The 21,540-nt window shown below is 39.4% G+C and carries 25 protein-coding genes; 10 read left to right on the top strand and 15 right to left on the bottom strand.

All coding sequences use genetic code 11. The features are described from left to right. Nucleotides 1–50: 50 nt before the first annotated feature. Genes ACHUE3_RS03980 through ACHUE3_RS03965 form a run of 4 tightly spaced genes read left to right on the top strand, consistent with a single transcriptional unit; the run spans nucleotide 51 to nucleotide 2,724 of the window. Complete coding sequence (locus ACHUE3_RS03980) at nucleotides 51–317, top strand: PepSY domain-containing protein (RefSeq protein ID WP_394190433.1); 267 nt, start codon at nucleotides 51–53, stop codon at nucleotides 315–317. 4 nt (nucleotides 318–321) lie between these two features. Beyond that, complete coding sequence (locus ACHUE3_RS03975; RefSeq protein ID WP_087531813.1) at nucleotides 322–996, top strand: response regulator transcription factor; 675 nt, start codon at nucleotides 322–324, stop codon at nucleotides 994–996. Then, nucleotides 990–2,327 carry an ATP-binding protein gene (locus tag ACHUE3_RS03970; RefSeq protein WP_394190431.1) on the top strand — a complete coding sequence of 446 codons (1,338 nt, stop codon included), beginning with the start codon at nucleotides 990–992 and terminating at the stop codon, nucleotides 2,325–2,327. Before ACHUE3_RS03975 ends, ACHUE3_RS03970 begins: the two co-directional genes overlap by 7 nt. After that, nucleotides 2,314–2,724 (top strand): hypothetical protein, encoded by a 411-nt coding sequence (locus tag ACHUE3_RS03965; RefSeq protein ID WP_394190429.1) that lies wholly within the window; start codon nucleotides 2,314–2,316, stop codon nucleotides 2,722–2,724. Before ACHUE3_RS03970 ends, ACHUE3_RS03965 begins: the two co-directional genes overlap by 14 nt. Before the next feature lie 46 nt (nucleotides 2,725–2,770). Here the strand turns inward: ACHUE3_RS03965 and ACHUE3_RS03960 are convergent, their stop codons facing one another. Next, nucleotides 2,771–3,808: an AI-2E family transporter gene (locus ACHUE3_RS03960; RefSeq protein WP_394190426.1), complete on the bottom strand. Its 1,038-nt coding sequence runs from the start codon at nucleotides 3,806–3,808 to the stop codon at nucleotides 2,771–2,773. Nucleotides 3,809–3,938: 130 nt separating this feature from the next. Here ACHUE3_RS03960 and ACHUE3_RS03955 point away from each other — a divergent pair, with 130 nt between their 5' ends. After that, nucleotides 3,939–4,844 carry a TIGR01777 family oxidoreductase gene (locus ACHUE3_RS03955; RefSeq protein ID WP_394190424.1) on the top strand — a complete coding sequence of 302 codons (906 nt, stop codon included), beginning with the start codon at nucleotides 3,939–3,941 and terminating at the stop codon, nucleotides 4,842–4,844. 347 nt (nucleotides 4,845–5,191) lie between these two features. After that, nucleotides 5,192–6,280 (top strand): GGDEF domain-containing protein, encoded by a 1,089-nt coding sequence (locus tag ACHUE3_RS03950; RefSeq protein ID WP_394190422.1) that lies wholly within the window; start codon nucleotides 5,192–5,194, stop codon nucleotides 6,278–6,280. 111 nt (nucleotides 6,281–6,391) lie between these two features. Here the strand turns inward: ACHUE3_RS03950 and ACHUE3_RS03945 are convergent, their stop codons facing one another. From ACHUE3_RS03945 to ACHUE3_RS03935, 3 genes are all read right to left on the bottom strand, one after another. After that, on the bottom strand, nucleotides 6,392–6,799 hold the full coding sequence (locus ACHUE3_RS03945; protein WP_394190420.1) for a hypothetical protein: 408 nt from the start codon (nucleotides 6,797–6,799) through the stop codon (nucleotides 6,392–6,394). A gap of 201 nt (nucleotides 6,800–7,000) precedes the next feature. Next, nucleotides 7,001–7,378 carry a hypothetical protein gene (locus ACHUE3_RS03940; protein ID WP_394190418.1) on the bottom strand — a complete coding sequence of 126 codons (378 nt, stop codon included), beginning with the start codon at nucleotides 7,376–7,378 and terminating at the stop codon, nucleotides 7,001–7,003. 144 nt (nucleotides 7,379–7,522) lie between these two features. Then, entirely contained in the window at nucleotides 7,523–7,930 is a 408-nt protein-coding gene (locus ACHUE3_RS03935; RefSeq protein ID WP_394190416.1) for a hypothetical protein, read from the bottom strand. Nucleotides 7,931–8,430: 500 nt separating this feature from the next. Here ACHUE3_RS03935 and sbcB point away from each other — a divergent pair, with 500 nt between their 5' ends. Beyond that, nucleotides 8,431–9,876 carry an exodeoxyribonuclease I gene (gene sbcB / locus ACHUE3_RS03930; RefSeq protein WP_394190414.1) on the top strand — a complete coding sequence of 482 codons (1,446 nt, stop codon included), beginning with the start codon at nucleotides 8,431–8,433 and terminating at the stop codon, nucleotides 9,874–9,876. A 47-nt stretch (nucleotides 9,877–9,923) separates the two neighbouring features. Here sbcB and ACHUE3_RS03925 read toward each other — a convergent pair whose 3' ends face one another. From ACHUE3_RS03925 to ACHUE3_RS03875, 11 genes are all read right to left on the bottom strand, one after another. Next, nucleotides 9,924–10,628 (bottom strand): hypothetical protein, encoded by a 705-nt coding sequence (locus tag ACHUE3_RS03925; RefSeq protein ID WP_394190412.1) that lies wholly within the window; start codon nucleotides 10,626–10,628, stop codon nucleotides 9,924–9,926. Further along, nucleotides 10,625–11,365, bottom strand: coding sequence for an iron transporter (locus ACHUE3_RS03920; RefSeq protein WP_394190410.1), 741 nt, complete (start codon nucleotides 11,363–11,365; stop codon nucleotides 10,625–10,627). Before ACHUE3_RS03920 ends, ACHUE3_RS03925 begins: the two co-directional genes overlap by 4 nt. Beyond that, a complete protein-coding gene (locus tag ACHUE3_RS03915; RefSeq protein WP_394191635.1) occupies nucleotides 11,352–11,678 on the bottom strand; it encodes a cupredoxin domain-containing protein in 327 nt (108 codons plus the stop codon). Before ACHUE3_RS03915 ends, ACHUE3_RS03920 begins: the two co-directional genes overlap by 14 nt. Before the next feature lie 13 nt (nucleotides 11,679–11,691). Then, nucleotides 11,692–12,996: an ATP-binding protein gene (locus tag ACHUE3_RS03910; RefSeq protein ID WP_394190408.1), complete on the bottom strand. Its 1,305-nt coding sequence runs from the start codon at nucleotides 12,994–12,996 to the stop codon at nucleotides 11,692–11,694. Further along, nucleotides 12,996–13,655 (bottom strand): response regulator transcription factor, encoded by a 660-nt coding sequence (locus ACHUE3_RS03905; RefSeq protein WP_394190406.1) that lies wholly within the window; start codon nucleotides 13,653–13,655, stop codon nucleotides 12,996–12,998. The genes ACHUE3_RS03910 and ACHUE3_RS03905 overlap by 1 nt, the downstream gene beginning before the upstream one ends. A 1-nt stretch (nucleotide 13,656) precedes the next feature. After that, the gene (locus tag ACHUE3_RS03900) at nucleotides 13,657–14,304 is read right to left on the bottom strand and encodes a tetratricopeptide repeat protein (RefSeq protein ID WP_394190404.1); all 648 of its coding nucleotides are present in this window, start codon (nucleotides 14,302–14,304) and stop codon (nucleotides 13,657–13,659) included. Nucleotides 14,305–14,324: 20 nt separating this feature from the next. After that, nucleotides 14,325–15,101, bottom strand: a complete 777-nt coding sequence (locus tag ACHUE3_RS03895) for an SDR family oxidoreductase (RefSeq protein ID WP_394190402.1) — start codon at nucleotides 15,099–15,101, stop codon at nucleotides 14,325–14,327. Then, complete coding sequence (locus tag ACHUE3_RS03890; RefSeq protein WP_145233019.1) at nucleotides 15,098–15,787, bottom strand: TenA family transcriptional regulator; 690 nt, start codon at nucleotides 15,785–15,787, stop codon at nucleotides 15,098–15,100. Before ACHUE3_RS03890 ends, ACHUE3_RS03895 begins: the two co-directional genes overlap by 4 nt. Beyond that, nucleotides 15,784–17,256, bottom strand: coding sequence for an AMP-binding protein (locus ACHUE3_RS03885; protein ID WP_394190400.1), 1,473 nt, complete (start codon nucleotides 17,254–17,256; stop codon nucleotides 15,784–15,786). Before ACHUE3_RS03885 ends, ACHUE3_RS03890 begins: the two co-directional genes overlap by 4 nt. Beyond that, complete coding sequence (locus ACHUE3_RS03880; RefSeq protein WP_394190398.1) at nucleotides 17,256–17,894, bottom strand: thermostable hemolysin; 639 nt, start codon at nucleotides 17,892–17,894, stop codon at nucleotides 17,256–17,258. The genes ACHUE3_RS03885 and ACHUE3_RS03880 overlap by 1 nt, the downstream gene beginning before the upstream one ends. A gap of 191 nt (nucleotides 17,895–18,085) precedes the next feature. Further along, complete coding sequence (locus ACHUE3_RS03875; RefSeq protein ID WP_394190396.1) at nucleotides 18,086–18,967, bottom strand: NAD(P)-dependent oxidoreductase; 882 nt, start codon at nucleotides 18,965–18,967, stop codon at nucleotides 18,086–18,088. Nucleotides 18,968–19,089: 122 nt separating this feature from the next. Between ACHUE3_RS03875 and ACHUE3_RS03870 the strand changes: the two genes are divergently transcribed. The 3 genes from ACHUE3_RS03870 to ACHUE3_RS03860 form a co-directional block, all read left to right on the top strand. Beyond that, the gene (locus tag ACHUE3_RS03870; protein WP_394190394.1) at nucleotides 19,090–19,611 is read left to right on the top strand and encodes a glutathione peroxidase; all 522 of its coding nucleotides are present in this window, start codon (nucleotides 19,090–19,092) and stop codon (nucleotides 19,609–19,611) included. Then, nucleotides 19,568–20,557: a 2-hydroxyacid dehydrogenase gene (locus ACHUE3_RS03865; RefSeq protein WP_394190392.1), complete on the top strand. Its 990-nt coding sequence runs from the start codon at nucleotides 19,568–19,570 to the stop codon at nucleotides 20,555–20,557. The genes ACHUE3_RS03870 and ACHUE3_RS03865 overlap by 44 nt, the downstream gene beginning before the upstream one ends. A gap of 479 nt (nucleotides 20,558–21,036) precedes the next feature. Continuing rightward, a partial coding sequence (locus ACHUE3_RS03860) for a PKD domain-containing protein (protein ID WP_463530594.1) occupies nucleotides 21,037–21,540 on the top strand: 504 nt, incomplete at its 3' end.

Genomic DNA, 21,540 nt, shown 5'->3' with positions numbered 1-21,540 from the left:
TAGTTGCTTGGTTCATTAAACTACTAGGGTCTGGTTTAGGAGTTCCCGTCATGCGCATTGTATTTTTGGCTTTCAGTATAGTTTCTCTTTCATTGCTGTGTTTTGTTTATTCAAACAATAGCTATGCACAAGATACTATAAAAAAAGTCGCGATTACTAAGAAACAAGCTGTCGATATTGCAAAGAACCTAGAAGATGGTAAGACCCTAAAAATCACTGACCAGAATGACATTTACACCGTAAGAATACTTAAAAGTAATGGCCATGTTGTCGATATACACGTTAATAAGAAAACCGGCGAAGTGAAAAAGGATTAAATTAATGAGAATTTTAGTAATAGAAGATGATTTACACTTAGCAGACAACTTACGTAATGCCTTAGAAAAAGAACGTTATAGTGTTGATCTTTGCCATGATGGTGAAGCTGGTTTGTTTCATATCACAGAGTACCCTCTTGATATGGCTGTTGTTGATTTAGGTTTACCTAAAATCGATGGTATAGAGCTTATCAATAAAGCGCGAGCTCAAGGTGTAACCATACCTATCTTAATCTTAACCGCGCGAGACCGTTGGCAAGATAAAGTAGAAGGTTTGGATGCCGGTGCTGATGATTACCTTACCAAGCCTTTTCATGTTGAAGAATTAATAGCTCGCTGTAACGCGCTGATCCGCCGAAGTGCAGGTAAAGCAAATCCGGAAATGACTGCTGGCCCGATTAAAATCCACACACGTTCACAACAAGTGTGGGTTGATGATAAAGAGTTAAGCCTCACAGCTTATGAATACAAAGTTCTAGAATATTTAATGGTTAATCCACAAAAGGTAATTTCTAAATCTGAGTTAACTGAGCATATTTATGATCAAGATTTTGATTTAGATTCAAATGTTATCGAAGTATTTGTATTACGACTTCGTAAGAAACTTGACCCTGATGGCACCCTTAATCCTGTAGAAACGCTACGAGGGCGTGGCTATAGGCTTAAAAGTCAGTGGTAGCATCACAAATACCATTAAAGGTAAGGCAAGGATTTATCCTTGTCTTTGTTTTATTAGTTGCGTTACCAATTTTGTTTTTCTCAATCGGCAAGGCGTATTACGCTTCACTGGTTGAGGCAACAGAAAAAACGCTTGAAGCGCACCTATACTCTCTCATCTCTGAAGTCGACTTTACCGAGCGTGGCATTGTTATGCCAAGCACCATTCTAGCGCCTGAGCTAAATAGGCTAAACTCCGACACTTACGCAATGATTTACCGTGATGACCAACCCGTTTGGCACTCTGAATCGGCCGTAAATGTAAATATTGTCCCTCACTATATTGAAACCAAAGCAGGCGCCGCTGATTTTAGGCGAGTTGAATACAAAAATACCGTTTATTGGCAATTAAGTTTAACCGTCATTCTAAATAACATAGATCAATCTGAACATGCCCGTTTTATTCTGTTAAAGCGAAATGACGCACTGCTGCGTTTAATGGATGGCTTTAAGCAAACCTTGGTTAATTGGATGTATGTCATGGGAGTGGCAATCGCGGGATTAATGGCTATAGGTTTTGTTTGGAGCGCACGACCATTACAACGTTTAGACAAAGAAATTAAAGCGGTAGAATCTGGTGATATTCAACAAATAAAAGGGCTCTACCCTGTTGAATTACAGACTATTAAATCCGATTTAAACTTACTACTTGAATCGCAGCAACGCCAAAAAGAGCGTTATCGCGCCTCTTTAAGCGATTTAGCGCACGCCCTTAAAACACCGTTAGCCGTTTTAAAATCTAGCCCTTTAGCAAACGACGCAGATGCCCAAGAGCAGCTGGATCGTATAAATGTGATGATCGAGCATCAATTAAAACGCGCTGCAACTGGGGCATCAGACACGTGGAAAAAACAAACAGCTATTAAACCAGTTCTTGATTCAATTTTAAGTGCCATGAGCAAAGTGTACCGTGAAAAAGATATTATTTTTAATAGTGCAGTATCAGACAAAGATTTCTTTTTAGGTGATAAAACTGACTTACTCGAATTATTGGGTAATTTAATTGATAATGCCTGTAAAGCCTGTCGCTCCCAAGTTGATATTCAAGTAATACAAAGCAAATCATTATGCATCATTATTAGCGATGACGGTCCAGGCGTGCCAGAGAATAAAAGAGAATCGTTACTCACTCGAGGTACCCGTTTAGATACATATGAAAGTGGTCATGGTGTGGGTATGGCTATCGTTTCTGACCTTGTAAAGTCGTATCATGGTTTACTGACTATTTCTGACTCACCGCTACTTGGTGGCGCAAAATTTACATTAGAGTTTAACTACAATGGCAAAAAATAAACGCTTAAACATTTATATAACTGCGCTAGCTACACTTTTGAGTACATCCGCAATAGCGAATGAATGCACAATCATTGAAAGGCCTACACCGAGTGATTCAAAAAAGTACATACAATGCTTAGATAAAGAAATTGCGCTATTACAACGCAACCAACAAATTTGGTTAAACAAACTAAGGTTAGATTTAAGTAAAATACAAGAAGACACGGGAAACACACAGTTATTACCCATTTTCAATCGCAGCGTAAAAAGCCAAAACCGTTTTTTAGAAGACAGTTGCCGCTGGCGCTACCTTCATAAAATGCCCAATGCAACCAATGCTGCTATTGTCTATAAACTGTGTGAAATACGCATATTAGATCAATACATCGACGTATTAAAACAGCCTTTAAAATAAAAAAGCCACGCTATTAGTTAGCGTGGCTCAGCAAGCAAGTCAGCGATTAGCTTTGATCTTCCAGCTTTTCACCATTACCTAATAATGTGGCTAACCAACGACCTTCATCACTCGTCTCAAGAGCTATTTTAACGATCATTGTCAGTGGAACTGACAGCAACATGCCAACAGTGCCTAATAACCAACCCCAAAATATTAACGACAAGAACACAACCAATGTCGATAAGCCTAGTCCCTTACCCATGTATCTGGGCTCAACAATATTACCCATTACTGTATTTATCGTTAGATAACCTGCACCAACTAAACCGGCAACAAGAGGGCCTTGGGTAATTAGAGCGAGTAACACGGCTGGCAAAGCAGCAATTATCGACCCAATATTTGGAATATAATTAAACATAAATGCCATCACACCCCAGAGCACAAAATAATCAACATTTAATACCCAAAGCAATACAGATGCGAGAACACCGGTGCCCAAACTGACGAGTGTTTTTATTGCCAAATAAGAATTGATTGAATTAAGAAAACGATCTATTTGCTTAATTTTCATATCTGGGTCATCTAACGCCATATGTATTTTTTGACCAAGCAATGGCGCTTCAAACAACATAAATACAACCGTCAGAATAATTAAGAACAAATTAGCCATAACGCCACCAAGGCCAGCTAGCATATTTGTAGCAACATCAATCATCTTGCCTGGATCAAACATGGAGATTAATTGCTCTTTATTAATCAATATATTGTATCGGCCGGCCAAATCTACTAACCAAATAAACTCCGTTTGCAACTTTGATTTATATTCCGGCAAATCCTTTGAAAAATCAGTTAAGGACTGCCCTACTAAACCAGCTAGGCTCATACCAATACCGACCACCATAAGCATTATAAGCATAATGGCAATTCCTTTGGGGATCTTATAACGGGCAAAGAAACACAGTAATGGGTTGCAAATAATTGCAATAAAAACAGCTAATACAAATGGGATCACAATAACACTTGCAGCTTTAATACCTGCTAGTCCAATTACCAAAGCAGCAAATACCACTAAGCTTTTATTAGCGCCAGTTAGTCCAGTCAAGTGACAATCCTTTAAAATGGGAATTATCACTAGTGTATTTGAAAAGTTAAGTAAATGAAATATTTGCAAAGTGATCAAAAGGCGCTTTACTTCGTATTAAGTACAAATATACAAACGTTGAGACGTATTGATGAAAATATTAATTACAGGGGCTACCGGATTAATTGGCACACAACTATGCGCACAATTAGTCAAAACGCATTCTCTCACCGTCTTAACGCGAGACAGTGATAAAGCAAAACAAAAACTTGGCGGACAAATAGATTTTATAAATGCGCTTTACGATATCGATTTTAATACCCTTGACTGCGTAATCAACCTTGCAGGCGAGCCTATTGTTAACAAGCGCTGGAGCGATAAACAAAAAGAAATCATCAGGAACAGTCGTATTGAATTGACCCAAGAGATAACAGCAGCCATTAAATCAAGTTCCACCCCACCCCATACTTTTATCTCTGGAAGTGCTATTGGTTATTACGGTCGTCAGGGAACTCAACAAATTGACGAAGAGTTTACTCAAGTACACAAAGAGTTTAGTCACACGTTGTGCAACGATTGGGAAAACGCAGCCCGTGATGCTGAGACTGAGTCCACTCGGGTTTGTTTAATACGAACGGGTATTGTGTTGTCAACAAATGGTGGCGCGCTGCAAAAAATGCTACCTCCATTTAAGCTCGGTTTAGGTGGTCCAGTAGCAAGTGGTGAACAAGGTATGTCGTGGATACACATCAATGACATGGTATCGCTCATTGAATTTGTAATGAATAATCAGCACTTAACGGGTGCTATAAATGCAACGGCTCCTACACCCCACAGTAATCGTGCATTTAGTAAAACACTGGCAAAAGTATTACATCGGCCTGCAATTTTCCCAATGCCCGCATGGGTTCTTAATATTGCTATGGGTGAAATGGCAGACTTACTTATTTTTGGCCAATACGTTGTACCCAATAAGTTGTTAGATGCTGGTTTTGAATTTCAATACCCTGAGTTACAGCGTGCATTTGAAACATTACTTGATAAAAAAGCACAGTAAATTTAGTGTATTATGAATTTTTATGGTGGACGTGCTCTTCGCTTTCACCATAAAATTGTAATTGACCTGAAGCTTGGTCAAGCGATGTACTAATATATCAATCTTAAATAAGAACTAATTCCTACATCTATAAAAGCAAGACTATATTAGTATTTTACATTAATCATTTGGTATTAACTTGCTATAACAAAGCTAATCCATAATACTTACAAAACTAACTAAACATATTCATAGAGCAGCTTAACATGCTTCACTTACCTACAGTAATTGGCATATCTTTATTTTTAAACATTCTTATAAGCTGTTTTTTCTTGTCTGTTTACCTATACAAAAAACAAACCTGTTATATGTATTTCGCACTCGCATGTGGTGCTTTTGCTACAGCAGAAGTACTAGCCTGTTTAAGGGTGGTCATTGAAAACCCATTTATCACACATTACCTTGCTGATTTATTTATTATAGCCAGCCCTTTATTTGCTATTACAGGTTTAAAGCAAGTGACCTCAATGCAAAGTAATTCGTTTGCTTCCTTCAAAATTGTGCTTGGTGGCAGTGCCCTCGTACTAATGCCAATTTATGATGTCAATGGAGGACAATTACTTACAAGCTTTATCATTGCGTGCTTGTTCTTAACAGCAGCAAATACCGTATATAAAATGCAAACAAATGCTACAGCCCAAAAAAAGATGCTTTGCGTATTTTTTGTGTTGCACAGTGTAATTATGTTCATTCAGGTGTTATTGCTCAGCATGCAACTAATGAGCACATCTGCCCTAGATTTTAATCAACCATTACAAGTAATTTTAATAAACCACTTATTTTTAGCAACGGCAACTGCGTTAGTTATGCCATTTGTACTGTTTGCTGATATAGAAGCTAAGCTTCAGCGTTTAGTCAATCGAGATACGCTAACAGGATTATTTAATCGTAGAGGCTTTTTATTAGATGGAGAGAAAATAAGTCGGTATGTAAAAGCGCATGACCAAAATTTAGCTGTTGTAATGATAGATATTGACCACTTCAAAAGTGTTAATGACCAGTTTGGTCATAGTACAGGTGATATGGCAATCAAATGGATAGCGCAACATATTCTCAGTCAACTAAATGACTATGATATTGCAGCGAGGATTGGCGGAGAAGAGTTTGCGTTAGTATTGCCAGAGCAGTCATTGTCTCAAGCATCTTATACGGCACAAAAGCTGTGCGACGTAATCCGCGAACACACCTTAAAATTTAAAGGCAACACAATTAATTTATCGGTAAGCATTGGTGTAGCTTGTAAAGACTCTAAAACTCAATCAATTAAAGGATTACTCGATCTGGCTGATAAACGATTGTACATTGCAAAATCTCAAGGCAGGAATCAAGTTGTTGCAACGGATGAACATGCAAAACAAAACAAAACAAACTTAGCATTTAACAATCAAGTAAACTAAAACTGACATGCTTAAGCGCGCATTAGGATATAAGCGAATACAATATAGCAAATTAAAAAAACCACGTTTTCTTATACCAACGTGGCGTTAAACTGTAGCACTGATGAAATATCATAAAGCGAGCGCAGATTTGGCTTGGCTTAAATTATAAGATACCAAGGTGTTATTTGAAATTTGAACCGCTTCGTATAAATCTGAAATACCAGCCGTATCCTTCTTAGCCATAATACGAGAAACGCCACGGTTACTCAGTGCAAATGAGGTAAGCTCACGTACTTTGAGCTTAGGGTCATTACTCTGTTTTAAAAGTGCAATCGCTTTACTACAAATAGCTTCTGCAGCCTCATAATTTTTTGATTTAACGTTTAATACACACCCATTAAAAGAATCTGTTAAAGGCTGTGTTGACGTTGAGCTTTCAAGCACCATTAACTTGTAATCACTTCCATCAGCCAAAGTCGCCGCTGAACAAGCTAGTAAAGAACCAAGTGCGATAATTTTGATCAGTGTATGTTTCATAGTGGTATCCTGTTTAGTTATGAAGTTTTTATTCCCGACAACTAAACTTTAGAGTATTAACTCAACTCCCACAAACGATAAAAACAATCCTAATAGGTGAATAAATTTAAGTTATAAATCGTGCTTTAATCTGGTTATATGTTTAATAAAACACAAGTACACAAAACCACATCACTAAAGAACAATAAAAATGCTCTCGCCTTAACTATTAAGTTCACAAGACATGTTTAACCAACTTTTAGCCTTTTCTGTAGTGGTAAATATCTCTGCACTCGTATTTATTTTTTCCACAAGAATAATTTCTTGTATCCGGTTAGAAACAACAACCGCTGACGCTTCGCAGCTTTGTTCTTCGTACCAACGATACATCTCTTTACATTTATCAAGCACACTGGGACTACCTAACACTTCATTATCCCAAATTTCTAAACGTCTCCAGCTTTCAAATACCCGACTAATAATCGCTTTTTTTATTAGCTCATTATAGTGCTCGATCCCCTCATCATTAAATGGCCCAAAAGCTTCAATTATGAATAAATCTTTATTCCAAGACAGCTTAACTTTCCCATGTATGTTCAAACAAAACCTCTAATTGTTCAGTACAAATGTTTTGATGGTAATCATTTAAATCGGGCAACCCTCAATTTAAACTTTGCTCATTTATGTTCTCTTATAAAGCAAAAAACCACGTACAAGACGTGGTTTTTAATTACTTTAAAATTATTACAAAGATAAATTTTCTTTAGCGCGTGTTAGGTTATGTGAAACCAATTTGCTGTTAGAGATTTGTGCAGCTTCATATAAGTCAGACAAACCAGCAGTGTCGTTTTTAGCCATAATGCGTGACACGCCACGGTTACTTAATGCAAAAGAAGTTAACTGACGTACTTTAAATTTTGGACCGTCGCTTTCTTTTAATAATGCAATGGCTTGTGTACAAATTGCCTCTGCTTGCGCGTAATTTTTTAACTTAACGTTTGATACACAGCTATTAAATGACGATTCGAGTTGCTGTGAAGCGGTTGCTTGCTCAATAACCATTAATTTATAGTCACTACCACCAGCCATAGCAGCTGCTGAACAAGTTAAAAGTGAGCCTAGTGCGATAGATTTGATAAGTGAAAATTTCATGATTACATTCCTATTAAGTTACGTCGTCTTTGTTGCCGACAACTGAACTTTAAGCTGTTCGTGCAATTGCGACAAACGATAAAAACAAACCTAATAGATGAAGAAAATTAACTTATAGACTTTAGTCTAACCCAAAGAGATGATCCCAGAGCAGCCTATGCTAAATATACGTATTTAAATTGTTAATAAATCATAGAGACTAAAACCTTTAAGCTAAAAAACTAGCTTTTAAAAGCTTTATTTCAAGTCAAATTTTTTTATATAAATGCTTAAATTTCACTCTCAAACACTGTTTACTTTTAAAACGAGCTAGGAAAGTAGCTTTTCACTTAGTTAAGTACATCGTTGTTTTGAAAAATCTAACGCCAAAGTAAGAAAAAGCAAAGTTGAGGTAAAGCCACTATAAACTGCCCTACCCATATGCCATAATCTAAGTAATTAATAAATTTAGTAACTTGGCGGTATTTCAACCGTTACAGGCTAACTTAAAGGGTTTTTAAATGGCTTATCAAGAGCAAAATCAAGCAACTATTTATTGGCACGACTACGAGACGTGGGGGGCGAGCCCACAAAAGGATAAGCCAAGCCAGTTTGCAGGTATTCGTACCGATCTTGATTTAAATATTATTGGTGAACCGCTAATTGAATATTGCAAGCCGGTGGCTGATTATTTGCCGCATCCTGAGGCGTGTTTGATCACCGGTATTACCCCACAAGTAGCGATGCAAAAAGGCTTAGTGGAAGCGGATTTTATAGCCAAAATTCACGCTGAGTTTAGTGTGCCCAATACCTGTGTAGCCGGTTATAACAGTATCCGTTTTGATGACGAAGTAAGCCGTTATAGCTTTTATCGTAATTTTTACGACCCCTATGAGCGTGAATACAAAAATAATAACAGCCGCTGGGATATTATTGATTTAGTGCGTGCGTGTTATGCACTGCGCCCTGAAGGCATTGAGTGGCCGTTAAAAGAAGACGGCAGCCCTAGCTTTAAATTAGAACATTTAACCGTTGCGAACGGCATTGAACACGCAGCGGCACATGATGCACTGAGTGATGTAACGGCCACTATTGCATTGGCAAAGCTAATAAAAGAAAAACAGCCAAAACTATATAACTTCTTTTTTAGCTTACGCGGTAAAAAAGCACTAGCAGAGCTTGTTGATGTATTTAACATGACGCCGCTAGTGCATACCTCATCACGCATTCCCGCAACGCAAGGTTGCACCAGTTGGATTGCGCCAATGAGCTTTCACCCGGTTAATAAAAATGCGGTGGTGTGTTTTAATTTAACTGAAGACCCACTAGTATTACTCGATTTATCGGTAGAAGAATTGCGCACTCGCCTTTACACAAAACGCAGCGAACTTGGTGAAGATGAACTGCCTGTTGGTTTAAAACTAGTAAATTTAAATAAATGCCCTATTTTAGCACCTGCGAAAACCTTATTACCTGAAAACGCAGCCCGTTTAGGCATTGACCGCGAGCAGTGTTTAAAAAACCTTGCGATTTTAAAAGCCAACCCTGCACTTCGCGATAAAGTCACTGAAGTATTTAACGACAGCCCTGACTACGGTAAAACCACTAATACCGATTACATGCTCTATGATGGTTTTACCAGCAATGCAGATAAAGCCAAATTTGCCATTATCCGTGATGCCAGCCCTGAGCAATTAGCGGGTATGAAATTGGACTTTGAAGATAAGAAATTTGATGATTTACTGTTTAAGTACCGCGCCCGCAACTGGCCACAATCACTTAGCCAAGATGAACTTGACCAATGGCGACAGTACTGCCAAAACAAGCTAATGCATGGTGAAGATCAACCATCGATCAGCGCACAAGATTTTATGATTACCCTTGAAAACCTCGCCCATGAACATGACGATAACGAGAAAAATTTAACTATTTTAAAAGCACTTTATAACTATGCGCAAAGTATGTAGTTTGCAGTAATTTAAAGCCGCGAGTAGAGTTTTCGCGGCTTTTTGCTTTAAAATTCAAACTCTAAGGCAAGGCGAAAACTGTGGTCTTTTCCTTCTTGGCTCAGCTCGGTGACAATCCCTACTTCCCACTTGAGTTGTCGCTTCGCTGAAAATCGATGCAGGCCAATAAAACCAGGGCCAATACCCAAGAAGTCTTCTCCTGCGTATAGCTCTAAAGCAGGCTGAAACTCAGAGCGAAAACGATAGCGATATTGTGCGCGAAACTCAGTTTCCCATTCGTTTTTAATATCACCGCCCCATTCATAGACTAAAAATGCATTCATGGTAAGGCTAGTCCGGCCAAATTCTTTTTCCCATAAAAAGCCCGTTGTGGCTTCATAACTGTCTTTGCCTTCTTGCATTTCAAGTTCAAATAAAGCGCCCCAATCAGCCCACAGCCGCCCTTGTTCAACCAACTGCCAACGCAGCTCTAGTTCGTAGGCTGAAAAGCCAAAGTTACCGTCATCATCGCGCTCTCCAACGGCATAACCTTCTAAACTCATGGTATCGTTAAATGAGCCACCTAAGCCAACTCGTTGGGCTAAAATATTGCCCTTATCGGTTTGATGAGAGATCAAACGCCATTCAAATTCTCGCTCAAATGGTAATACGTAAGGGTGGTAAACTTTGTCTACGACTATTCCATCGGCTCGTACACTAAACGATGTTATAAACAAAAGTGAAGTTAAGCACCACGTGAGAATAAACCTCATGATTGCTCCTTTTGTGAAAGTTGCCGAGTAAATACTATACTGGTGCCAATAAAGGCTAAAACCGCTGCTAGATACAACCATAATGCAGTTTTGCTTGGCGTTGCTTCATAGCCAACTAAGGCCTTAAGTACACGACCTAACTCTGAGTTTTCGACTAGCACTGCACGCCAATCAAAATAATTAGAGGTAATATTGATCAAATCAATTTGGCTGGCTAAATCTAATGCGATGAGTAATTTTGCCGAGGCATTAAAAGCCAAAAATAACATCAGCGGATACACACCAAATCGTGCTCTAACACTGTGCAATAAAAATAATAGCAACACACCAAAACTACCGCAGATCCCTATTCCCAGCGATGTTCCTATGAGCAAGTTTTTTGCTGTGTCAGTGTTATGCCAAAAACCAACCAGATAAATAAAATAGTGACTAAAATACAACGACATAACCGCAACTATTGCAAGCAATGCGAATAAACGCAGCTGCTTACAACTAATTAGTGACGCAACATACACAATGACGCACAACAGCATTTGACTAAACTCAAGACCACGATAATCAAATAACTGGCTCAACCAAGCGGAACTTTGTACATAAATAATACTACACAGCAGTCCAACAAAAGCGGTTGCTATCAACACGCGCGAGTTTAGTCTTAGCAATGACTGTAACAGTACGAGCAAAATTACGACTGGTAAAAGCTGATTAATACTCATCAATAAACTAGTTATCAGCATCAGTTTTTCCTTCTACTAATACTGCGCCACGGGCCGTGTTAGGTGAAAACTCACCAAAAAACTCATACCGCCCGGGGCTTAGTGGCCCTATATAAATCACACTACGACGATTTGGATACAGCACTTTCTCTCGATTTAAATCAAAGCTGTCAAACTCTTCTGGCGTACTATCTTGATTTTCAATTAAAAGTTTTAGTTTAGTATTGGCCGGTACAATGATCTCCGCAGGATAAAAAAGGTGATCTTTTAAAATTAATTTATATTCTTTACCAACACACGAAAACGGTAATACGCTAAATAGCAGCAGGCTGATAAACCCTAAGCAGTTACTCACTCCCTGCTCCTTGCATAAGTTCAACTCGTACTTGTAAGCCGCCTAATTCACTGTCGGCTAAAGAAATACTTGCACCATAAATTGTTACTATATGTTCAACTATTGCCATACCTAATCCGGCACCTTGCTCACCAGAGGGGTGTTTATCACCTCCAACACGGTAAAAACGGTTAAAAATTCGTGCTTTATGGGCATCATCAATGCCTGGGCCTGAGTCATCAATCTGCCAACCACATACACCTTGTTGATTGTCTAAACGGATCACTATGTTGCCACCACTGGGCGTATATTTTATGGCGTTAGTTAATAAATTACTAAATAAGGTTGCCAAGGTAAATTGGTCACCATTAATAACATAATCATCGCCCTCAATACTGATCATATGTTGTTTTGCATCAAGTCGTTCGTATAGCTGTGCAACCACTTGCTGGCTGATCTCAAGCACCGAAATTGGGCTAAATTGTGCCTGCCATTGCTCAGGATAAGTGCGCCCTAAAATCAACATTTGTTCTACAATATTACTCAGTTTATCGATACCTTGTGCCATTGCATCAAGCTCTAAACTGTTATTACCTTGGGCGCGTAAGTTATGTACATTAATTTTTAAACTACTCAATGGCGTACGTAGCTCATGGGCCGCATCTGAGGCAAAAAAGCGCTCTCTTAAGTATGCACTTTCTACACGCTTAAACAGGTCATTTAAACGTGAGATCACCGGTTTGATCTCATGCGCGTTTACTTGCCAATCAATTGCAGTGAAGTCATTAGCTTGCCTCGTCTTTAATAGCTTTGAAAGACGAGTTAATGGGCTAAGACCTTGCTTAACAAATAAGCTAATTAATATCGCCAATAACGGCACGCTCCAAAGCAATGGCGTCATTGCCGACAAAATCATCCGCTCACTTAATGCGTAGCGTTTACTTAATGGTTCTGCGACTAATACCTGCTTTGAGTTCACGGTTAATCTGAATACTCGCATCCGCTGCCCGGCTAAGTTTTCAACGCTAAAACCATTACTTTGCGGTTTTTGTGCGAATTGAGCGAGAGGTTTCGATGCACTTAATAATTTTTTATCACGCCAAACTTGAAAAAGTAATTGGGTTAAATCGTTACGTATTACAGGTGTATGAGTTTGAATCGGTTGGTCTATTAACACATGAGCAATAGTCTTTAATTCATTATCAAGTAACTGCTCAGCTTGCATCATGCTTTCACGGTAACCTTTACTAAAGGCTAAAAAACAAGTCAAAATCACTGTTGATAAAATAATCAGCGTGAGTCTGCGTTTGATAGACACTAGCGTTTGCCTACCACGTAACCGATGCCTCGTAAGGTTTTGATCAACTCTTTAGGAAGTTTTTTACGAAGATGGTGAATGTGTACTTCAATAGTATTTGACCCCACTTCTTCTCCCCACTCATAGAGCTTGCTCTCTAATTGTTGTTTAGATAACACGCGACCTTGGTTTTCGAACAGTGCTTTAAGAAGCATAAACTCTTTACGTGGTAAATTAATAGCTTGCTGATCCACTGACACAGTGAATGCTGAAGTATCCATCTCGATGTTAGCCACTGTAATTTTACTTGATTGCGCATGAGTTACGCGCCGACTAGCGACTCTTAAACGGGCAAATAATTCAGCAGGATCAAATGGCTTAGCTAAATAATCATCAGCACCTAAATCTAGCCCTTGTACTTTGTCGTCAATGCTACCGCGTGCCGTTAAGATCACTACAGGTAAGTTAGGGCGATGCTTTTTGACGTGTTTTAATACATCAATGCCATCGCCATCAGGTAGTCCTAAATCAAGCACGAGTAATTCTATTTCGTCATTTTCGAGCCATTGCATGGCTGATTTTATACTAGCACAGTGCTCGACACTGTAACCTTGTTGGCGAAGTGAACGACATAATCCTTCAGCCACTAACTTATCATCTTCAACCAGTAGTAAATGCATATTATCTCTTAAGTTTTTTATCTACTTTTGCCAACAACTGGGTGATCTCTTGCTGGCGGTATAAATCCGCTTTTGGTCTATCAGGGCGTGCCGGTGCCTGTTGAGCGGCTAGTAAATGTGTTTTTGCCTTTTTGTATTCTCTTTCGTCATACAAAAATGCCGCGTATAAGTAATTACTATCGATGCCGTCTGGGTTTATAGCAAGCGCTTGGTTAAATAATGCATTCGCTTTGTCATCATCACCAAATCCAATTGGCCAACCCGGTACTTTGCTGTAAAGAGTCGCTAAACTGGTGTAAGCAGAGCCTGATAACGCATTAGCATCAATTTCTATGGCTTGCTCTAACTGTGATTTAGCATCTTTTGCTAACCCTAACGCACCTAAGCCCCCTTTTGCGCCAGCGTAACTCGAAAGCACAATACCATACCAAATATGGCTTGGTGCCTTATCATCGTAGGTTTTTGCAAACCCAGCGGCCTGCTCTGATAACTTTTCAAATGCATTGAGCTGCGCTTTATCTACTAACTCATAATTTACAGTTGCCCAACTGGTTTGCACCTGAGCTAAATCGCTAGCAAGATCAGCGTGCGCCGCACTGGTTAAAAATATCCCTGTTAACAAGCAGCTAGTATAAAGTAGTTTAGTCATAATCATTCACCTTTATCAATTTAATCTGCAAAAAAACTTTTAATTTTAGGAAGTTGCTTTGCAATTGCGTTATCTACTAAGGAGGGAAATGCCCCATTTAATTTGACAAATAAGCGCTCTGGAAAGCCAATGTAACTGCGTGAGTTTCCGGATTTCAATAATGAAATAAGCGCATCTGCCACTTTATCGGGTGGATCCATTTTATTGCCTAAAGCTTTATTCATCGCGCGTACTTGTACTGAATTGATAGTTGTATCCGTTGCTCTAGGTGCTAAATATAATATTTTTACATCACAATGACTGAGTTCGCGGGCCAGCGCTTCTGTCATTCCTCGTAAGCCAAATTTACTTGCGCAATATAAGGTTTGATAAGGGTAACCAATACTGCCAAACGATGATCCCACATTAACAATTGAGCCTTTTTTAGCTAAAATTTGTGGCAGAAATAGTTGGCATAGCTTAATTGGCACCGACAAATTAACTATCAGTAAGTCATCTATTTGCTGCTCAGTCATTTCACTAAAACCTTGCATCACATTAATGCCAGCGCTATTTATAAGCATTGCTGCACCGCCGAGTGATTTAGCATGTTCGAGTAAATTTTGGCGAGTCTGTGCTGATGTTAAATCGCCAATAAATATCTCACAGTCTTGGCCACACTTAACCTGTAATGCCTCAAGCTGTGCTTGTTGACGACCCACTAACAGTAAACGCCAGCCATGCTGAATCAACTTTAATGCCACAGCTTGACCAATTCCGCCTGTTGCACCTGTTAACACGCAAAGTGGACGGTTCATGCAGTTTGCTCCAAGTCGCTACTTGCAAACTGTGGATCTGTATCTAATTCACGAAAAATATTGCCATATAACTTATAAAAACATTTAGCGGCATGCACAATCGCTTGTTGATCTGCAGGAGACTCTATTTTATTCATCAGATCTTCAAAAAACTTCACATGCTCAATATCCAAAGCTCCATGAGATGTTAAATAGCTAAATGCCTTTTTAGGTAATCCGGTCATATTGGCTATATTACTTGCCGCATTATCGGCTAACGCAATTGACGTGCCTTCGAGCACGTGCACCATGCCAAAAAATGCCAATGGATTACCACGATTAATTGTATCGTAGGCATAAGCAACCATTAACTCGGTGGCAAATTTGGGAGCACTTTGACGTACTTGTTGTTTATCAAAACCACAGGCTGCAATATCATTGAGCACCCACTCTTGATGACCTATTTCTTCTTCTATATATTCCGCAACAGCCTCGCGGATCCACTCTTGTTCAGTCGATAATTTCGCGCCCACGGCCATCATTAATGGGACCGTATGTTTAACGTGATGATAGGCTTGAGCTAAAAATGAAGCATACTCAGTTGTGCTTACTTGCCCCTTGAATACTCGAGCAATGATCGGTGCAGCCAGTAAATACTCGCGTTCTGCTTGGGTTTGTGATTTTAATGTCTCGAAAAAATTGCTCATAATATTGCCTCACTGTACAGTGCTGTTAGTTGTGCATGATAATAGTTTGCTATTGCTTGGCGTTTAGGGCGGTTATTACTGGTTAATAATCCCCGCTCTGCAGTAAGTGGTTCAGCTAAGCGATGAAATGTTTTAATTTGGGCATATTCAGGTAATTGTGCGTTAATACCTCTACAATGCTCCGCTAATACCTCATCAGTCATATTTACTGATGCATAAATAAGTGCTACTAAATGCGCTTTACCTTCACCGAAAACAACAGCTTGTTGTACTTCACTGTTACTGAGTAGCAAAGATTCAGGCCACTCAGCGCTGATGTTGCGCCCAAAACTAGTAATAATTTGGTTTTTTAAACGCCCCTTAATAGTTAACCGACCTTGTTGTTGATCAACCAAATCACCGGTTGCATACCAACTCGTTTGATCATGGGGTTGTTGACCTAAATAGCCTAAAAATAAGGGTCCTTTAATAAATAGCTGCCCGTCTACCAGTTTGCTTTGCAAGTGATTTAACACCCGCCCTGCACACTCTATGTCATCATCATTTGGCGTGTTTAAGCTCACCACTGATGAAGCTTCAGATAAGCCATAACCTTGATAAACTGGTAACCCTAAACTACGCGCTTCAGTGATCAATTCACTGCTGAGTACAGCGCCACCAACGGCAATAAATTTCAGGCTCTTTGGTACTGTCCATCCCTGTTTGGCAAACCATACTAAACAGGTCAATAATTCTGGCACCAAAATAAGCGTATTCGGTTGCACACTATCAATGGCATTGATCAGTTGACTGGCATCATTTAATTTTGTCCCAGAAAAGCCTAATTCTGGTAGTGTCATAACATGCACTTCACCTGCGGCTAATAACGGTGCAAAAACCCCTGCAATGTTTTCAAGTAATACTGGCAAAGGTAATAAACACAGATGTTTTGGCTGTTTTATCGCTATTTTTTTATGCAATGAAGTCGCCACTTGTAATTGACTTTGTAAAGATAAACACACTCCCTTTGGCTCACCGGTAGAGCCTGAAGTAAACGTCACTTTTTGGGTATCTGTAAAAAACTTTGTAGGGCTCGAAGCGCTTACTTTATAGATATAAAGCGGGTAACGACTTAACACATTTAGAGTCGCAATACATTCTAATCCGTCAAGTTCACAATGGGTGTCGCTGATAAAATGCGAAACGCCGCTTTTATTCACGCTATTAGTTAGCTGTTGTGGGCTAAAAAAGGTCGGCAGTGGAATGCTTACTTGTTGTAACTCAATTAATGCAAAGTCAACAATTAACCAAGCAGGCGTATTGTCCATTACAAACGCCACTACTGACATATCAAGCGCTTTAAAGTCGATAATTAACTCGGCCACTGCTTGCATCAGCATCTGTTTACTGATCGGCTGCATTTGTTGGTCATGATGATCAACAATCACAGTATCAAGCGCTGCGTGTGGTAGTTTCGATAAAAACCCCATTATGCCTCCAATTGCGATGCTAATTGGCAACTCGCTTGATGGTAGTGCTGTTTAATATTAAACAAATGAGGTGTATTTATTACGCACTCATGAGCAGCCACTAAATCAACCACGCACAGTGTTGGTTTATTTTCATAATAAGTACCCCAATCGGCTGGGTTATCAAGAGCCTGACTATTGGCTAATGCAATTTCAGTGCAATTAACTGAGAGTATTTTTAATAATGCTCTAACCTTTGCAGTAGCACAAAATACCAAGCGTTTTGCGCCAATTTGATAAAGTGCTTCATTCATTAGTACAAAATGAGCGAGGGTTGCTTTGCGGTTGGTTGAACATAAATTACCAAGCTCGTAAATATCTTCTCGTGGTACATCAACAAAGTATTCAATCGGCTCTGGTATGTATTGCTCGATAAAAAGTGATTGAGTAGCAGCTCTAAGTCCCAGCGTACAAGAATCGGCGGCAATACTTAATTGGCATAATATCGGCATAAACTGCTTAATATTAGCCCCGTAAGCTTTGGCAAAACTCGCTTTAACGACTTGCTCTAATTGCACACGAAATGGCATGTTTGCATTTGCACACACATAATCATGTGTGCTCGTAACTGGCAAGTTAGTAACTTGAAGTGATTGCATAGTGTTCGCTCTTTTTAGACTATGGGTAAAATCTAACGAGCCAAACTTAAATAAAACTTAAGAAAAATTAATTTTCATAAAAAAACCCAAACAATGTTTGGGTCAGTAATTACGTAAGCGAAGATTTAAGGGATAACAAAACACATCTACCCGCTTATCACTTACTGGAGGTAGATGTGTTATCCGATAATCTATTTTTTATGTAGCGCTTCAATACGTGCTAATAAGCTTGAAGTGTCATAACGGCCGCCACCTAAGGCTTGCACATCTGCGTAATATTGATCAACCGTTGCGGTCATAGGTAAGGTTGCACCATTATTTTTTGCTTCATCGAGGGCAATGCCTAAGTCTTTACGCATCCAGTCAACAGCAAAACCAAATTCATACTCACCCGCTAACATTGTTTTATGGCGGTTTTCCATTTGCCAAGAACCTGCCGCACCTTTTGCGATAGTCTCTATTACTTTTTCACCATCAAGCCCTGCTTGCTTGGCAAAATGCAGTCCTTCAGCCAAACCTTGCACAACACCAGCAATACATATTTGGTTTACCATTTTGCATAGTTGACCAGAGCCGACTTCACCCAGTAATTGGCTAAAACGGCTAAAGGCAGCCATTATTGGTTGTACTTTAGCAAATACGGCTTCATCACCACCGGCCATAACCGTTAACACTCCGTTCTCAGCGCCAGCTTGACCACCTGATACCGGAGCATCAATAAATGCCACATTTTGAAGCGCGGCTTTTGCTGATACTTCACGGGCAACTTCAGCAGAGGTCGTCGTGTGATCAACTAAAATAGTGCCCGCAGCCATACCTGCAAGTACACCGTCTTCGCCATACACTACTGAGCGTAAGTCGTTATCGTTTCCTACACACAAAAATACAATATCAGCACCTTGCGCTGCAAGAGCCGGAGTCAGCGCGACTTCACCATTGAATTGCTCTGCCCATTGCTGCGCTTTTGCTGTTGTACGGTTATATACCGTCACCGTGTGACCTGCATTTACTAGGTGACCTGCCATTGGGTAACCCATTACACCTAAACCGATAAACGAAACATTCATTGACATAAAACTGTCCTATTTCAGTGGTAACTTAAAAAGATAATTTGATTATCTCAACCGAACAGTAAAAAAGCGAATGAAAAAGACTTCATTAAATTTCTTCAAGGATAGCTCACAGCAGGTACACTATGGATAGCATTTATCAATTCACCGTTCCTCTTGCTAACGGCGAAGACTTTGCCTTAAGCCAGTTAAAAGGCAAAACTATATTAATAGTTAACACAGCCAGCAAGTGCAGCTTTTCAGTACAGATAGCTGCGCTCGAAAAACTATATCAGCAATACAAACACCGTGGCTTCACTATATTAGCATTTCCATGTAATCAATTTGACCACAATGAGCCAATAGAAAATGCAAATATAAAGCGCTTTTATCAAGAGCAATTCAATGTTAGTTTCCCTGTGTTTAGTAAAGTGATGGTAAATGGCCCAGACACCCACCCTTTATTTAATTACCTTAAAACACAGACCCGAGGCATTGCACAAAATCGCGCAATAAAATGGAATTTTACAAAGTTTCTAATAAACTCTCAGGGTCAGTTATCTGTGCGCTATGCACCGCGCACTAAGCCCGAAACCTTAAAAATGGTAATAGAGAGTACCCTTGATGAAGCAAACAACGATAGCGCTTTTCAGTTCGCAAAAATATGAGCAACCATTTTTTGATGCCTGCTTAGAAAATCAACCCAGTATTACCCTTTCGTATATTGAGCAATCACTAACAGAGCAAAGTGCTGTTTTATGCAAAGGGTTTGATGCAGTCTGTGTGTTTGTTAACGATGTGGTCAACGATGCAGTAATAAAACAGTTAGCTGAACATGGGGTAAAATGCATACTGCTTCGTTGTGCTGGGTTTAATAATGTAGATTTAGCAGCAGCAAAGCAACATGGAATAAAAGTGTGCCGTGTGCCCGCATACAGCCCTGAAGCGGTTGCAGAGCACTGCATCGCACTTATGCTTACGTTAAATCGTAAAACCCATAAAGCATATAATCGTATTCGTGAAGACAACTTCGATTTAAACGGTTTATTAGGTTTTAACCTGTTTAAAAAAACCATCGGTATTATAGGCTGCGGTAAAATAGGTAAAGCACTGGTCAACATTCTTAACGGCTTTGGCGCCAACGTTTTAGTATGCGACCCCTTCGCCGAGCAAGGTGATTATACCCTTTGCGACCTTGATACATTACTAAGCCAAAGTGACGTGATTTCACTACACTGCCCACTCAATGAGCAAACACACCATTTAATTGATGAGCACGCCTTTAATAAAATGAAGCCAGGTGTAATGCTTATCAACACTTCACGCGGCGCGCTGGTCAACAGTAAAGCCTGTATCAATGCACTCAAAAGTAAAAAACTAGGTTACTTAGGCCTCGATGTTTACGAGCAAGAGTCTGAGCTCTTTTTTAAAGACCGCCGCGACGAAATCATGCAAGACGATATATTTTCACGCCTAGTGAGCTTTCCCAATGTATTAGTGACAGGTCACCAAGGCTTTTTCACCAAAGAAGCATTGACTGAAATAGCCCAAACCACCATTAATAACGCGATCGAGTTTGCTAATAACCAACCACTGAGTAATGAGGTTGAATAAGGCTAGGTGCTAGGTCAAAGTTTAAAAACAATATACTAAAAATAAACCCCGTCGCTTTGCTTAAATCCGCCAAGTTCCTTAGCTGGTGTGGCTCATATCTATTCTAACGCTATTTAAAATTCAGTTGACAGGCTGTTATGAGCGAGGGACGGGCCTTAAAAAGTTAGTAAACCGATGGTCTACTCTAAGCTGGCGTTGGCGTTTCATTATTTGATGCTAACTTTGAACCACAAGTGGGCGTAAAGTAAGTCCAAACTCTAGATAACCTTGGTGTTAGTAGTCGACATAAGTTAGCAATATAACTATACGAGAACCCATAGCTATTAATACAGCTCTTGTTACTTTGTTATAATCCTCCCCTCTAACTAGCTAATTAATTTATGAGCGTTATCTGCTCCCATAAAATTGTAATGACATAATTAATCAGAGATACTAGAAACAACACTGTAGTAACAAATTAGAAACGGAATTTTATTTTCATGGAAGCATTCAAGCATATCACTCTAGCTATACGCATATTACTATCATTCACTCTTGCTATGTTTATTATCTCTTGTGGAGGGGGGAAAAGTGCAGATGGAGGTACAAATCCACCTATTTCTAACGTAGCACCAACAGTTTCAGCATTAAGTGATCTAGCATTTGATGAGCAAGCTAGCTATACAGTAACAGTAACCGCTAGTGATAGCGATGGTAGTATTGCAAGTTATGCGTGGACACAGATATCAGGCGATACCTTAATTTTAACAAATACTAATACAGCAACAGTTAACATCACAACCCCTGATATTACTGATGACGGGAATGGAGAATTACAAATAGCTATAACAGACAATGACGGTGCCATTACGACAACAACGGTTAACTTTACAATAGCAACACAAAATAATTCAGTATCAACTGAAATTGAACCAAATAATGTCAAAGAGCAAGCGAATTTACTAACTGTCGGTGAGACTATAAGTGGTTCAATAAACTCTAAT

The organism is Pseudoalteromonas atlantica (assembly GCF_043641955.1).
Classification (GTDB): domain Bacteria; phylum Pseudomonadota; class Gammaproteobacteria; order Enterobacterales; family Alteromonadaceae; genus Pseudoalteromonas; species Pseudoalteromonas atlantica_A.
Note: the sequence above shows the minus strand (reverse complement) of the source record. Positions and strands in the feature narration are given on the sequence as shown.

Bases quoted from the DNA above. Each gene is read 5' to 3' on its own strand.
- ACHUE3_RS03980 (WP_394190433.1), top strand. From the start codon at position 51: ATGCGCATTGTATTTTTGGCTTTCAGTATAGTTTCTCTTTCATTGCTG.
- ACHUE3_RS03975 (WP_087531813.1), top strand. From the start codon at position 322: ATGAGAATTTTAGTAATAGAAGATGATTTACACTTAGCAGACAACTTA.
- ACHUE3_RS03965 (WP_394190429.1), top strand. From the start codon at position 2,314: ATGGCAAAAAATAAACGCTTAAACATTTATATAACTGCGCTAGCTACA.
- ACHUE3_RS03955 (WP_394190424.1), top strand. From the start codon at position 3,939: ATGAAAATATTAATTACAGGGGCTACCGGATTAATTGGCACACAACTA.
- ACHUE3_RS03950 (WP_394190422.1), top strand. From the start codon at position 5,192: ATGTATTTCGCACTCGCATGTGGTGCTTTTGCTACAGCAGAAGTACTA.
- ACHUE3_RS03945 (WP_394190420.1), bottom strand. From the start codon at position 6,799: ATGAAACATACACTGATCAAAATTATCGCACTTGGTTCTTTACTAGCT.
- ACHUE3_RS03935 (WP_394190416.1), bottom strand. From the start codon at position 7,930: ATGAAATTTTCACTTATCAAATCTATCGCACTAGGCTCACTTTTAACT.
- sbcB (WP_394190414.1), top strand. From the start codon at position 8,431: ATGGCTTATCAAGAGCAAAATCAAGCAACTATTTATTGGCACGACTAC.
- ACHUE3_RS03925 (WP_394190412.1), bottom strand. From the start codon at position 10,628: ATGAGGTTTATTCTCACGTGGTGCTTAACTTCACTTTTGTTTATAACA.
- ACHUE3_RS03920 (WP_394190410.1), bottom strand. From the start codon at position 11,365: ATGCTGATAACTAGTTTATTGATGAGTATTAATCAGCTTTTACCAGTC.
- ACHUE3_RS03905 (WP_394190406.1), bottom strand. From the start codon at position 13,655: ATGCATTTACTACTGGTTGAAGATGATAAGTTAGTGGCTGAAGGATTA.
- ACHUE3_RS03900 (WP_394190404.1), bottom strand. From the start codon at position 14,304: ATGACTAAACTACTTTATACTAGCTGCTTGTTAACAGGGATATTTTTA.
- ACHUE3_RS03895 (WP_394190402.1), bottom strand. From the start codon at position 15,101: ATGAACCGTCCACTTTGCGTGTTAACAGGTGCAACAGGCGGAATTGGT.
- ACHUE3_RS03890 (WP_145233019.1), bottom strand. From the start codon at position 15,787: ATGAGCAATTTTTTCGAGACATTAAAATCACAAACCCAAGCAGAACGC.
- ACHUE3_RS03885 (WP_394190400.1), bottom strand. From the start codon at position 17,256: ATGGGGTTTTTATCGAAACTACCACACGCAGCGCTTGATACTGTGATT.
- ACHUE3_RS03880 (WP_394190398.1), bottom strand. From the start codon at position 17,894: ATGCAATCACTTCAAGTTACTAACTTGCCAGTTACGAGCACACATGAT.
- ACHUE3_RS03875 (WP_394190396.1), bottom strand. From the start codon at position 18,967: ATGTCAATGAATGTTTCGTTTATCGGTTTAGGTGTAATGGGTTACCCA.
- ACHUE3_RS03870 (WP_394190394.1), top strand. From the start codon at position 19,090: ATGGATAGCATTTATCAATTCACCGTTCCTCTTGCTAACGGCGAAGAC.
- ACHUE3_RS03865 (WP_394190392.1), top strand. From the start codon at position 19,568: ATGAAGCAAACAACGATAGCGCTTTTCAGTTCGCAAAAATATGAGCAA.